The sequence below is a fragment of the Comamonas sp. 26 genome (assembly GCF_002754475.1).
GTDB lineage: Bacteria > Pseudomonadota > Gammaproteobacteria > Burkholderiales > Burkholderiaceae_C > Comamonas.
This window is the reverse complement of the sequence record NZ_PEFL01000003.1, coordinates 43,364-56,209: the sequence shown is the minus strand read 5'-3', so window position 1 is coordinate 56,209 and position 12,846 is coordinate 43,364. Positions and strand designations below refer to the sequence as shown.

General features: G+C 62.2%; 13 protein-coding genes. 4 read left to right on the top strand and 9 right to left on the bottom strand.

Annotated features, from left to right (window positions below; genetic code table 11):
* Positions 1 to 79 precede the first annotated feature (79 nt).
* Positions 80 to 829 carry a 5'-methylthioadenosine/adenosylhomocysteine nucleosidase gene (locus tag CLU84_RS18450; protein ID WP_099739200.1) on the top strand — a complete coding sequence of 250 codons (750 nt, stop codon included), beginning with the start codon at positions 80 to 82 and terminating at the stop codon, positions 827 to 829.
* Between the two features lie 124 nt (positions 830 to 953).
* Here CLU84_RS18450 and corA read toward each other — a convergent pair whose 3' ends face one another.
* The 4 genes from corA to tsaB form a co-directional block, all read right to left on the bottom strand.
* Positions 954 to 1,940 (bottom strand): magnesium/cobalt transporter CorA, encoded by a 987-nt coding sequence (gene corA / locus CLU84_RS18440; protein ID WP_099739198.1) that lies wholly within the window; start codon positions 1,938 to 1,940, stop codon positions 954 to 956.
* A gap of 211 nt (positions 1,941 to 2,151) precedes the next feature.
* Positions 2,152 to 3,051: a uracil-DNA glycosylase family protein gene (locus tag CLU84_RS18435; RefSeq protein WP_099739196.1), complete on the bottom strand. Its 900-nt coding sequence runs from the start codon at positions 3,049 to 3,051 to the stop codon at positions 2,152 to 2,154.
* Positions 3,042 to 3,557: a ribosomal protein S18-alanine N-acetyltransferase gene (gene rimI, locus CLU84_RS18430; protein ID WP_099739194.1), complete on the bottom strand. Its 516-nt coding sequence runs from the start codon at positions 3,555 to 3,557 to the stop codon at positions 3,042 to 3,044. The genes CLU84_RS18435 and rimI overlap by 10 nt, the downstream gene beginning before the upstream one ends.
* A 6-nt stretch (positions 3,558 to 3,563) precedes the next feature.
* On the bottom strand, positions 3,564 to 4,283 hold the full coding sequence (tsaB, locus tag CLU84_RS18425; protein WP_099739193.1) for a tRNA (adenosine(37)-N6)-threonylcarbamoyltransferase complex dimerization subunit type 1 TsaB: 720 nt from the start codon (positions 4,281 to 4,283) through the stop codon (positions 3,564 to 3,566).
* A 135-nt stretch (positions 4,284 to 4,418) separates the two neighbouring features.
* Between tsaB and dacB the strand changes: the two genes are divergently transcribed.
* The 3 genes from dacB (at position 4,419) to CLU84_RS18410 (ending at position 7,981) form a co-directional block, all read left to right on the top strand.
* Positions 4,419 to 5,867 carry a D-alanyl-D-alanine carboxypeptidase/D-alanyl-D-alanine-endopeptidase gene (gene dacB, locus CLU84_RS18420; RefSeq protein WP_099739191.1) on the top strand — a complete coding sequence of 483 codons (1,449 nt, stop codon included), beginning with the start codon at positions 4,419 to 4,421 and terminating at the stop codon, positions 5,865 to 5,867.
* Between the two features lie 232 nt (positions 5,868 to 6,099).
* The gene (locus CLU84_RS18415) at positions 6,100 to 7,275 is read left to right on the top strand and encodes an SGNH/GDSL hydrolase family protein (protein WP_099739189.1); all 1,176 of its coding nucleotides are present in this window, start codon (positions 6,100 to 6,102) and stop codon (positions 7,273 to 7,275) included.
* 34 nt (positions 7,276 to 7,309) lie between these two features.
* Positions 7,310 to 7,981, top strand: a complete 672-nt coding sequence (locus CLU84_RS18410; protein WP_099739188.1) for an OmpW family protein — start codon at positions 7,310 to 7,312, stop codon at positions 7,979 to 7,981.
* Positions 7,982 to 8,041: 60 nt separating this feature from the next.
* Here the strand turns inward: CLU84_RS18410 and CLU84_RS18405 are convergent, their stop codons facing one another.
* From CLU84_RS18405 to CLU84_RS18385, 5 genes are read right to left on the bottom strand one after another with little or no spacing between them, the layout of a single operon-like run.
* The gene (locus CLU84_RS18405) at positions 8,042 to 9,205 is read right to left on the bottom strand and encodes an acyl-CoA dehydrogenase family protein (protein ID WP_099739186.1); all 1,164 of its coding nucleotides are present in this window, start codon (positions 9,203 to 9,205) and stop codon (positions 8,042 to 8,044) included.
* A 39-nt stretch (positions 9,206 to 9,244) separates the two neighbouring features.
* Positions 9,245 to 10,105 (bottom strand): hypothetical protein, encoded by an 861-nt coding sequence (locus tag CLU84_RS18400; protein ID WP_233210305.1) that lies wholly within the window; start codon positions 10,103 to 10,105, stop codon positions 9,245 to 9,247.
* Positions 10,098 to 10,934, bottom strand: a complete 837-nt coding sequence (locus CLU84_RS18395) for an ABC transporter permease (protein ID WP_099739185.1) — start codon at positions 10,932 to 10,934, stop codon at positions 10,098 to 10,100. The genes CLU84_RS18400 and CLU84_RS18395 overlap by 8 nt, the downstream gene beginning before the upstream one ends.
* Complete coding sequence (locus CLU84_RS18390; RefSeq protein ID WP_099739183.1) at positions 10,931 to 11,809, bottom strand: ABC transporter ATP-binding protein; 879 nt, start codon at positions 11,807 to 11,809, stop codon at positions 10,931 to 10,933. Before CLU84_RS18390 ends, CLU84_RS18395 begins: the two co-directional genes overlap by 4 nt.
* Positions 11,806 to 12,834 carry an ABC transporter substrate-binding protein gene (locus CLU84_RS18385; protein ID WP_099739182.1) on the bottom strand — a complete coding sequence of 343 codons (1,029 nt, stop codon included), beginning with the start codon at positions 12,832 to 12,834 and terminating at the stop codon, positions 11,806 to 11,808. Before CLU84_RS18385 ends, CLU84_RS18390 begins: the two co-directional genes overlap by 4 nt.
* Between the last annotated feature and the right edge of the window lie 12 nt (positions 12,835 to 12,846).

Here is a 12,846-nt window from a genome sequence, read left to right as displayed (position 1 = left end):
GCTCCTTTTTTGTCTTCATCGGCGATCACGGCAGCGGCCACAATAGGCTCTTTGATCTGAACCCAAGAAGAGTTTCTCCATGCCGATAGCCATACTCAGCGCGCTTGCCGAAGAACAGGACGGACTCGTCCATTTGCTGGAGAACGCGCAGCAAGCTCGGCATGCAGGCCGCATCTTCTGGACTGGCAAGCTGCATGGCAAAGAGGTGATCTGCGCGCTGTCTGGCATTGGCAAGGTGGCCGCGGCCACCACGGCGGTGGCGCTGATTGAGCGCTTTGGCGCCAAAGCCATCGTCTTCACCGGCGTGGCGGGCGGACTGGGTGATACCGTGCATGTGGGCCATGTGGTGGTGGCACGCCAGTATGTGCAGCACGATATGGATGCATCGCCGCTGTTTCCGTGCTTTGAGGTGCCAGGCTATGGCCGTGCCGTGTTTGACTGCGATGCGACGCTCTCCAATGCCTTGCTGCAATCGGTGCAGGCTTGTGTACAGCAGCAGGCTGGGGAATGGGCGGCAGAGCTGGGCCTTGGCGCGCCGCAGGTGCACGAAGGCCTGATTGTCAGCGGTGATCGCTTTGTCTCTGGCAGCGAAGAAGCAGAGCAGTTGCGCCAAGGGCTGGAGCAGGCTGATCTTGCACCGCTGGCCGTAGAGATGGAAGGTGCCGCCATTGCCCAAGTCTGCGCCGATTACGACCTGCCATTTGCCGCCATGCGCAGCATCTCGGACAAGGCCGACGACGCGGCGCACGTGGACTTTCCTTTGTTTGTGCAGAGCATTGCCAGCCGCTACGCGCAAGCCGTGATTGAAGACCTGTGCAAGCGTCTCTAAGTACTCCAAAAACTGACGCGATCTAGGCCAGGGGCACCAAGCAAGAGCCGCCTCGCAGCGAAGGTGCCGTCTCCCTCCCGCGTAGCGAGAGAGGGGGAAGCGGCAAAGCCGCTCAGGGGGAGCTTTATTTCAACCAGCCGCGCTTGCGGAAATACAGCATGGGGCCTAGCGCACTGGCCACCATGAGAGCGACCACATAGGGGTAGCCATATTCCCAGTTCAGCTCGGGCATGAACTGGAAATTCATGCCGTAGACGCTGGCGATCAGCGTGGGCGGCAGCAAGGCGACGCTGGCCACCGAGAAGATCTTGATGATCTTGTTCTGGTTGATGTTGATGAAACCGACGGTGGCGTCCATCAAGAAGTTGATTTTGTCGAACAGGAAGGCCGTGTGGCTGTCCAGGGACTCGATGTCGCGCAGGATCTGGCGTGCTTCCTCGAACTGCTCAGCATTTAGCATCTTGGAGCGCATCATGAAGCTCACGGCGCGGCGCGTATCCATCACATTGCGGCGAATGCGGCCGTTCAAATCTTCCTGCCGGGCAATGGCACCCAGCACATCCTTGGCTGCTTCGTCGGTCACGTTGCCGGAAAGCACTTGCTGGCTGACTTTTTCCAGGTCGTCGTAAATGCGCTCCAGCGTGTCGGCAGAGTATTCAGCGTCCGCGTCAAACAGCTTGAGCAGTACATCCTTGGCTTCATCGATCAGGCCCGGTGCACGGCGGGCACGCATGCGCAGCAGGCGGAACACGGGCACGTCTTCATCGTGAATCGAGAACAGCACGCCGCAGCTGCGCAGGTTCTTGTTGTGCTGATTGATGATGAAGGCCACGCGTACCGAACGCGGGTCTTCGACGTCATCAATCAAGAAGTCGCTGCGAATGTGCAGATCGCCGTTGTCTTCTTCGTAAAAGCGCGCCGACTCTTCGATATCGTCGTCCATCGCGTCTTCGGGGATGGACAGCTCGTAGTGCTGCTTGATCCAGCGCTTTTCATCGGCGGTGGGCGACTCCAGATCGACCCAGATAGGCTGAAAGCGTTCGAGGTCGGCCAGGGACTCGATTTCTTCCTGAACGAGTCGGCCATTGGCTAGCGTAAAGATGTTGAGCATCAGCTCACTCCCGGTTGTTCTTGAGGTTCTGCAGGGATCAGGACGCTTTCAACCCCGCAGTTCGAACCGGGAGCTGAAAGCTACCAACTAGGGTAGGTTTCCACGGATGTCTTTCAATAAAGCTAAGCCAATGATTATGCTACGTTGCACCGCAACATGTCGCGTGCAACGTGCATGGGAGAGTGGGTAAGCAGGGCTTGTCTTTTCCCTGTCACACCGGTTTTGTAAATGCATGGGCCTGCACCAGATCGGCCCAGGCACCTGCCTTGGCTTGCGGTGCGCGCAGCAGGTAATTGGGGTCGTAAGTGACCACGGTTGGCACGCCTGCAATGCGGTGCGGCTCGGAGCGCAGGCGGCCCAGCGCATCGTGGCGGCCCAGTACGGCGCGGGCGCTGGCAAGGCCCAGTACCAGCACACAGTCGGGGCGCAGCTCGCGCAGCAAGGTCTCCAGTGCGGGTTGCAGTGGCTGGGCGTGACTCAGGTCGGCATCAGGCGGCGCGCGGTGCAGCGCAGCGCTGAAGACGCGCGGCTTTTCTTGCAGCTGCAGGGCGCGCAGCATATTGTCCAGCAGCCTTGCCGCATCGCCTTGCAGCGCGGTCTGCGCGCTGTCGGGCGTGGGCTTTTGCGCAGGGCTGATGAGGGGCGGGTTGGCTGCAGGCTCCAGCAAGATCAGCCAGCCGCCTTGCTCGCTGGCCTGCACATGCTGCGGTGCGTGCGGGTAGACCAGTTGCGGAGGGCTGATCGTCCAGCCCAGACCGGGCTCCCCCGCAGGGCCTGCCGCAGGTTGCTGCACAAACTGGCGAGGCTCATGCGGGTGGCTGGGGAGAATGGGGGCTGGTTGCCGTGCGGGTGCGCGGGCCGGGGCAGGCACCGCAACAGGTGCTGGCACTGCAGATTGCGGCTCAGGCGCAGACACGGGGGCTGGTGCCGCGACGGGTGCAATAACAGTAGCGCGCATCGCAGGCGCAGGCTCAGTTGCACGCAATTCGGTGCCTTCAATGACAGCGCTGGTCTCCAGCGCTACAGCCGTTTCTACAGGTTCGGGCAACCAGACGGTAATGCCCATTGCTTCCAGCATGGCCCGCTGGCGGGCGTCCAGGTTCAGGGCCATAGTTTCAGACTCATAAGCACGGCGTTTTCACGCGGGCCGTTGGGGTTGGGGTAGTAATTTTTGCGCAGGCCTACTTCGGTGAAGCCGTGCTTGAGATAGACCTCGCGGGCGCGCTGATTGCTTTCGCGCACTTCCAGCCAGATCCACTGCGCATTCTTTTGCCGCGACCACAGGGCCAGCGCATCCAGCAGCAGGCGTGCCCATCCCTGGCGCTGGTGAGCAGGGTTGACGGTGATGTTGAGCAGGTGAACCTCATCGAGCACGGACATGGCAACAAAGTAGCCCAGCAACTGGTGATTGGCATCGACCAGCAACTGCACCTCATACCCGGCCACCATGGCATCCTGAAAGTTGCCGCGCGACCAGGGGTGAGCATAGGCTTGCTCCTCAATGGGGAGCAGGGTATCAAGCCAGAGCGCAGACAAGGGCTCGAAATGCACCAGAGATGCCGCATCGTCCACGCAGGCGCTGGTGGCGGGCAGTGAGGAGCTGCTGGGTGATGTCATTGAAGCTTATTGAGCGGCGTTGTCGGTGGCGACCAGTGCGGCAGCTGCAGCGGCGGCTTTCTCTGCCTCGCGCTCTGCCGTCGTTTTTGCCACTTTATCGCGGATGTAGCGGGGCAGCGCCTCTTCCGCTGGTACGGCGCAGCCTTTTGCCAACAGCGCGGGTGCCAGGCGCAGCATGGCGGTGGCGGTGGGCATGGCCTGCACATGAGCGGCGGCGGGGGCCAGCAGCTCGGGGTAGACGGGCTGGGCATTGCCGGCCACCGTCATGCCGGTGGCGACTTGCAGCACGCTGGGCGCACACAGGCCAAAGTCTTCGGGCTCTATCCACTGGCCATCCACATAACGAAACGGCGCGTGATAAACCTCGTTCATGCGTGCATCCAGCACGGCTTCGACTTCGGTGCAGCCATGCAGGTGGCGGGCTTCTTCGGCCACCGTCAGCAGTGAATCAATGGGCAGCACCGGCACCTTGGCGGCAAAGGCCAGACCTTGCGTGATGGCGCAGGCCGTGCGCAGACCCGTGAAGGAGCCGGGGCCACGGCCAAAGGCAATGGCGTCCAGCTGCTTGAAGGTAAGTCCGGCATCCTTCAAAAGCTGGCGAATGGCGGGCAGCAACTGGGCCGACGACTGCTGTGCGCCCGGTCCGCTGTGCTGCCAGACGGCATCACCCTGCTGGACGGCAACAAACAGGGTATCGGTACTGGTGTCGATGGCGAGAAGATTCATGTTCGGCGGGGCGTCAGCCGCATGGGGCTGGAGCGCTATTCGTGCTGCACGGGCTGGCAGAGGGAGGCTGACATTATCGGACGCCAGCCGCTACCTTGCCGCTGGCGCTGCCAAAGCCCGGCGTAGACTTGCGCGATGCTGCTGACCCCTACCTTTCTTCGCAAGACCCTCACCGTGCTTGGCGCACCTTTGCTGGCGCTGCTGGCTCAGACCTCTCACAGCCAGGCCCAGCCTGCTGATACGCGCATTCCCGCGGTGGTCGAAACCGCGCTGCAGCGCGCCAAGATTCCGCGCGAGGCCGTGTCCTTGCTGGTGGTGAACGTGGACGGAAAAACGGCTCCCAGCCTGGCCTGGCGCACGCAGCAGCCCATGAACCCGGCATCCGTCATGAAGCTGGTCACCACCTATGCGGCGCTCGACCAGCTCGGCCCAGCCTATGTGTGGCGTACGCCCGTGTATCTGGGTGGCCCTGTGGTCGACGGCGCGTTGCGCGGCAATCTCTACATTCAAGGCCAGGGCGACCCCAAGCTGGTGCTGGAGCGCCTGTGGCTGATGCTGCGTCGCCTGCAAGGCATGGGCGTGAAGGTCATCGTGGGCGACATCGTGCTGGACCGCAGTGCTTTCCAGCTGCCCGCGCATGATGCGGCCGGTTTTGACAACGAACCCTGGCGCCCCTACAACGCATCTCCCGATGCGCTGCTGATCAATTACAAGGCGGTGGCGGTCAATATCGCTCCTGATACAGGAGCTGGTGTCGCTCGTATTCAGTACGATCCACCAATGTTTGGCATGGATAACCAGCAAACACTGGCATTGGCAGCTCCTAATTCTGATTGCGGCGACTGGCGCAGCAAGATGCAGCTGGATATGGCCAACCCGCAGCGCATCGCTTTCAACGGTAGCTATCCGGCCAGTTGCGGCGACAAGAGCTGGTCCATCGCCCCGGCGCAGCCCGAGCGCTTTGCGGCCAAGGCCATCGAAGGCATGTGGCGCGAGCTGGGCGGCAAGCTCACCGGCAGCGCGCATGACGGCACCGTGCCGCAAGGTCTGCAGCCTGCGTTTCAGCTAGAGTCGCCCGCGCTGTCTGAAGTGGTGCGCGACATCAACAAATACAGCAACAACATCATGGCCCAGCATGTGCTGCTGACGCTGGGCATGCAACGCACGGGCGTGACAAATTACGAGTCCGCACGCCAGTCTCTGGCGCAGTGGTGGACGGCACGTCTTGGCAATGTCGAACAGCCCGCCGTGGACAACGGCGCAGGCCTGAGCCGCAATGCCAGCATTACCGCCAACGGCCTGGGTCGCATGCTGCAAAGCGCCTGGGTGTCGCCCGTGATGCCGGAGTTCGTCTCCTCCATGCCCATCGTCGGCGTGGATGGCACCTTGCGCCGCAGCCGCAGCAAATTTGCGGGCTCTGCTCACCTCAAGACCGGCACCCTGCGTGATTCGGCGGCGCTGGCAGGCTATGTCGATGGCATCAGCGGCCAGCGCTATGTGCTGGTAGCCATGGCCAACCACGCCAACGCCACAGCGGCCCGCGCCGCCTGGGATGCGCTGGTGGACTGGACGGCGGCGCAGTAAACGTCAGGCTCTAGGCGGCGGGTTCAGGCCGATCCTCTGTCAGGTGCTACGGGCTTGGCGCCCGTTGGCTGCCGCATGCGCAAACCCATGATTTCCCCTGTGATCCATCGCGGGAAATCCTCCACAGCTTCTCAGTGTTTGCCCGACGTGTTTTCTGCAACGGGAGTCGCTAGGATGATGTCACATCGAAAAAGCACGACCGTGCTATTAACAACACGATGGAGGACTCATCTTGGCAAACAAACTCAAACTCCTGGCTGCGGCCTTGGCAACCGCCGGTCTGCTGGCTGCCTGTGGCGGCGGTGGCGGGGCAGACACCACGCCCAAGGCCAAGGTGACTTCGGTCAAGGTCATGGGCGACAGTCTGGCGGACAGCGGCACCTTTGGCTTTAAGTTCACGGTGCAGGGCTCGGTTCCCACCGGTGCCGGCTCCACCCTGATCTGGCCCGAGCGTATCGCCGACCAGTTCAGCAAGAGTTTGTGCGCTCACTACCGCGCTGGAGACGAAAATCTGACGACCTACCAGGAGGTCGCCAGCTGCACCAACTATGCGGTGGGTGGCGGTCGCGTGAATCCGCTGGATGCACCGACATCGCCGAAGTCGGTGCTGGTGCAGATTCAGGCGGCAGCCAAGGCCGGATTCAGCGCGGATGATCTGGTCATCATCGATGGTGGTGCCAATGATGCTGCGGATGTGATCGGCGCCCTGATTGCGGCAGCCAGAGGTGATTCGCAACCGCTCAATGCCATGGTGGCCTGGCTGGATTCCAAAGCGCCGGGCACGTCCACGGCGCTGATGACGCAGGCCGGGGGCGATGCCTCCAAGTTTGCCGGCCTTGCCGCAGGCGCTTATCTGCAGACCCTGGCCAAGACCTTGGCCGGCTCCATTGCACAGAATGTGATCGCCAAAGGCGCGACGCGGGTTGCGGTGTTGAACGTTCCGGCCATCACCAAGACGCCGCGCTTCCAGATGGTCCTGGCCAGCATTGCCCAGGCCGCCGGCGGCGGTGACACGGGCGCTGCCGCCGCTGCCAAGCAAGAAGCCGCTTTCGACTCCCTGGTGCAGGTGTTCAACAACCAGCTGGCAGCCAGCCTGTCCGGCCAATCCCAGGTGGCTTTGGTCGATTTCTACACAGAGTTCAAGAGCCAGATCAGCAACCCCGCCCAGTACGACTTTGACAACGTCAAAGACCCTGTTTGCCCTGTCACCGGCGTGGACAGCAGCGGTCTGCCCACATATACCTTCCCCACCTGCACGGCCGCCGCCCTGAGCGCGACGCCGGGCAAGCCCAGCCCTGACTGGTGGCAGCACCATGTGTTTGCCGACAGCTTCCATCCCACGCCCTACGGCCACCAGCAGCTAAGCCAGCTGGTCGCGCGCTCGCTGTCCCAAAAGGGCTGGCTGTAATCACCATCCGCAATAACAACAAGCAGAGACATCTATGAAAAACACTATGCGGATTACAACGGCCCTGGTTGCACTGGCAGCCTGCGGTGGGGCCAGTGCCCAGTCGGCCGGAAGCTGGTCGGCGCGCTTGGGCGTCACCCATCTGGCTCCCGATGTGAGCAGCGGCAATCTCTCGGCTCCGTCCTTTCCCAACACCAAGGTGGATGCCAAGAGCAGCACCCAGCTGTCGGGCGGCATTACCTATATGGTCACCGACAATCTGGCACTGGATGTACCGCTGGCCATGCCATTCAAGCATGACCTGATTGGCGACGGTGCGATTGCCGGCGTGGGCAAGCTGGGCAGCACCAAGGCGCTCCCCGCCACGCTGCTGCTGCAGTACCGCTTCAACGCGGCCAATGCGAGCTTTAGGCCCTATGTGGCAGCGGGCGTGACCTATGCCCACTTTTTTGGCGAAAAGACCACGGCCACGCTCAACGGCCTGACTGGCGGCACCCAAGCCAATCCGACCACGGCCAAGGTGGACGACAAGTTCGGCGCGCTCGCGCAACTGGGCTTTGTCTATCAGTTCAACGAGCGCTGGTTTGTCGATGCCTCTTATTCCAAGAGCTTTCTGAAGACCCAGATTCATCTGTCTTCAGGTCAAAGCATTAGCGTCAAGCTCAATCCCAATGTGTTCTCTCTGGGAGTCGGCTACCGCTTCTAATCAGCTATGGGTGCAACGAAAAAATCCGGGCCAGACCCGGATTTTTTGTTGGCGCAGTGCTCAGTTGTAATTCACTGCGGAAGGCTCTTCGCCATATACGGCCCAGCGGCCCAGGGCCTGGAGCTTGTAGTCCAGCGGGTCGTGCAGGGTATGGGTGCGCACATTGCGCCAGAAACGGTCAAAGCCCAGATCGGCATGGGTGCCGCGAGATCCCACCACATCGAACATCTCCTGCGTGGCAAACAGCGTGCAGCGATGCGCCATGACCTTGGCTTCAAACACGGCAATGGCCACTTCTGCACGCTCACTGGTGACGAGGCTCTCGCCACGCAGCCAGGCCTTTTGCAGCAGTGCGGCGGCATGATCGGCCATCAGCGCGGCAGCGGAAATCTGGGCCTGCATTTCGCCCATGCGGCGCAGCAGATAGGGATCGTCCGTGGCGCGTTCCACCGTGGACCCCATCCAGGGCTTGGCATGCTGCAGCGCGTAGTCACGCGCCTGCTGGCGCGCGCCCTGGGCCACGCCCACAAACAGATTGACCAGCACCAACTGGGCCAGGCAGTTGCGCAAGGTATGAAATGCGCTGGTGCCTGCGGTTTCATCGCGCATCACGGCGCTGGCAGGCAAATGCACCTGGCTGAACTGCACGGAGCCGCTATCCGTCTGGCGCTGGCCCATGGGGTTCCAGTCGTCCTTGACGGCAATGCCAGCAGCCGCAGTTTCCAGCAGGCCCAGTACGGGTTGTGAATGACCTTCGACGCGGGCCGACACGGTCAGATAGTGGGAGCCACGCGTGCCCGAGCAAAAGCCCTTGATGCCGTTGAGTTCATAGCCGGGCGCAGCGGCCTTGCTGGGCAAGGCCTGCAGCCGCGTGTCACGCGGATTGAGTGCATTGCCCCACCAGCCGTTTTCATCCGTGGTGCGGCGCAGCCAAGCGCGCTGCTGCTGGGGTGATCCGTAGATCAACACCGTGGCCACCTGTAACTGGTGGAAGGCCAGCACATGGGCTAGCGCACTGTCCACCGCCGCCAGGGCGCGGATATGCTGGTAGATATCGGGCCAGCTGCGTTCGTTGCCGCCATGCTGTGCCGGGATGGCCAGGCGCAGCAGGCCTGCATCGCGCAGCAGCGCTTTTTCATGCGCTGCGTGGCCGCCCTGGCGATCACGTGCGACGGCGGTTTTTTCGAGTGCGGAGAGAACGTCTTTGAAGGCGCAAGAGAGCATGAGAAAACAATCAAGAGACTGAAGAATGGAGGCCGGCCATCAGTGGCAGATGGCACCGTCTTCCAGCAGCGACGCTTCCAGCGCAATCGTGCTCACACGGTTGTTGAAGGCCTTCTGCTGCTGGCCGCTGGCCTGCCATTGCTGCAGGCTTTGCTGCAACCATTGGGCAGACTGTTCGTCTTTGCTGCGCAGGGTGATGCCTTCCGGATCATCGGAAGCAAAGCCGTGGCCTAACCGGGCATAAAAGCGCCAGGAGTCCTGCGTCAGCAGGCGGTCAATGACGGCCGGCGTATCGGCTAGCAAATCGCATCGGCCGGCCAGAAAGTCGCTGATGGCGTGAATCGAAGAGGGGGCTATACGCGGCTGCAAGCCTCTGGCTTGCAAGGACTTGGCCGAGGCCACGCCCGAGCCCACGCACACGCTGGGGCCGGTCGTGGCTTGGCGAGTCTTGGGCTCAAGCAGCTGCCAGTAGCTAGGTGCATAGCTGGGCCAGCGCGCCGCTTGCTGTTTGAGCGACACCAGTTGCAGGCCCGGCTCGGCATAGGCGCTGACGGTCTGCGGAGCGGCATTTTCAAGGTGTATGCCTTGCAGCGCAATATCTGCCTGCTGCACGTTGGTGAGCTCTACGCGCACGCCCAACTGCCGGCCCAGCCACTGGGCCAGAGCCTGATCAAGCACATCGGGCTCCGGCGGCAGCGGATCGCTGGGCAGGGAAGGACGCGAGTAGCTGCGCAAAGCCAGCTTGAGCACGCCTTGCTGCTGTGCCTGCGCCAAGACCGGGCCGGGGCTGGCGCTGGAATATGCGGGCAGCGAGGGCCAGAACAATGCCAACGCCACGGCGGCGGCGATGCTGGCAATGACCGCTGCTCTGGCCGTCGGTACGGGGCTGAACTTATTCATGAAATTCCAGCCCGCTGCGCCAGCGCGTCAGCCGCTTTTCCAGCAAGGCCAGCACATAGTGGAGCGCCAGGCCCAACAAAGCCAGCAGAACGATGCCCGCATACATGCTGGGAATCTGAAAGATCTCCTGCGAGTTCAGCGTCAGAAAGCCCAGGCCCGCATGCGAGCCAATCATCTCGGCCGCCACCAGTGCCGTGATGGAGTAGGCCCCGGCCAAGCGGATGCCGGTGAAGATGGAAGGCGCAGCGGCCGGCAGGATGACCTTGAAGAAGATGAAGCCGCGTGTGGCACCCATGGAAAGTGCCGAGTGAATCAGCAGCTTTTCCACCTGTTTGACACCGCTGATGGTGTTGAGCAGCACGGGCCAGAAAGCCGCCCAGAAGATGATGGCGATCTTGGAGGCTTCGCCAATGCCGAAGAACAGTAGAAACACCGGAAACAAGGCCAGAGCCGAAACCTGCCTGAACAGCTGCAGCAGGGGATCGACGAAGGCTTCAAAGCGGCGGACCACGCCCATCAGCAGGCCCAGGCTCACGCCCGCAAGAATGGCCAGCGACAGACCGGCCAGCGAGCGTTGCAGGCTGGCGAAGATATGCTTGTTCAGCTGCCCGCTTTCTATCAGCTGGGCGATGGCAGCCAGCACGGCGGAAGGCGGGCTCAGAAAGGCCGAGCTGACGATGCCAGCGCGCGGCAGAAACTCCCAGATTGCAAAAAACAGGAGCAGGCAGGTCAAACGCTCCAGCCACTTGACGCCTAATTTCCATAGATTCAGGCCCGAGCGAATGCTGGGGGCGGCGCGAGGAGCTGCCGGGGCGGTCAAATCGGTCATAGGGCAAATCCTCGCAAGGCCAGGGAGTAGTCGGGGGCGCTGGGTGTGATGGGTGCCAGAGGCTGCTGGCGGTGGCCGCTGGCAAAGGCGACCTCGTCGCGCAGAATGTCCCAGGCCTGCTCGCGCAGCTGAACAAAGCCAGGCGAGTGGCGGATCTCCGCGGGCCGGGGGCGGGCCAGCGGCACGTCCAGAATGGACTTGATGCGCCCGGGGCGGTGCGTCATGACGGCCATGCGGTCCGACAGGAAAATGGCTTCATCCAGGCTGTGGGTGATGAAGACGATGGTGGTCTTGTGCTGCTCCCAGATGCGCAGCAGCTCGGACTGCAGAATTTCTCGTGTCTGGGCATCCAATGCAGCGAAAGGCTCGTCCATCAGCAGCAGGCTGGGCGAGTAGGCCAGCGCGCGTGCAATCGCCACGCGCTGGCGCATGCCGCCGGACAGCTCATGCGGATAGCGGTGACCAAAGCCGTCCAGTCCCACCAGATGCAGAAAATGCTCGGCCGTCTGGCGGCGTTCGCGCCGGGGTACGCGGCGAATCTCCAGCCCCATCTCGATGTTATGCAGCACGTTGCGCCAGGGAAACAGCGCATAGCCCTGGAACACCACGCCTTGCTGGCGGTTGATGCCGCTGGCCGCCTGCCCGTCTATGTCTATGCTGCCGCCCGTCTTGCGGGCCAAGCCGGCCAGCACGTTCAAGAAGGTGGATTTTCCGCAACCCGAGGGGCCCAGGATGGTGAAAAACTCGCCTTCGCGGATGTCGAGGTTGAAGTCCTGCAGTGCCGAGATCTGTTGCTTGCGCCCTCGGTCATCGGCGATGGAGAAATCCATGCGCACATCGCGTGCCTGGATCTTGATGGCGGGGCCCCCACTCATGCGGCCGTTCCGTTGACAAAGGGATTGAAGGCGTTGGTGTAGACATCCTTGACCGAGACCTTGCCCGGCTGCAGCTTGCCTTCGCGCTCCAGTATGTCGATGTAGTACTGGATGGGCGGCTCGGTGATGATCTGGTCGTCCACATAGGCATAGCGCTCCACATGCTTGAGATCCATTCCCAGACGTTCGGCCGTGTACTGGCGCGCCTCGTCGGTGTGGGCGTTGACCCAGTTTCCGGCCTTGGCGATGGCGGTGACCACATCGCGCACGGCCTGAGGATTCTCGCGGGCGAACTTGCCGTTGACGCTATAGGGCGACATGCCGCCCAGGCCCCGGTCCAGGTCGTAATCGCTCCACAGACGCAGTAGCTCGGGGTTGGCTTCGGCGCCGCCGGAATGCGGCGGGTGAATGATGGCCAGATCCACGTTCTTGCTGAGCACGGCCTGCTCGTTCTGGTTGTCAGGCACGACCAGAAAGTTGATCTTGCTCACATCCGCGCCATGCTCGCGGAAATAGGTCTTGGAGACGAACTCTGCACAGGCACCAAAGCTATTGAAGCCAATGGTTTTGCCTTCGAGATCTTTGGGCGTGCGGATGGCGGAATCCTTGCGCACAAAGTACTTCATGTGCGGCGCTTCCTGCAGCGTCTTGCTGCCGGCGGCAATCACCTTCATGTCGGCCCCGGCGGCAATGGCCGAGATGACCAGGGGCACCATGCGGGCACCGAAGTGAATATCGCCCGTGCCCACCAGCGGAATGATTTGCGGTGCGGCAACCTTGCCTATGTAATTGGGGCGGGTGGAGGTGCCCTCGAAGTAACCCAGGCGATCGGCCAGATAGATCAGGTCGAACGAAGGGTTGTCCGGGTAGTTGAACGGCACGATCTTGCCGCCGTTCTGGGCCAGCTTGTCTGCAGGCGAGGTCTGGCTGCTGGCCGTATCGTCCGAGTGGGAGCAGGCCGCGAGGCCCAGGGAAGCCGAGCTGATGAATAAAAGCTTGCTAAGCGCGTCGCGGCGGGTACCCATGGTTCTGACCTT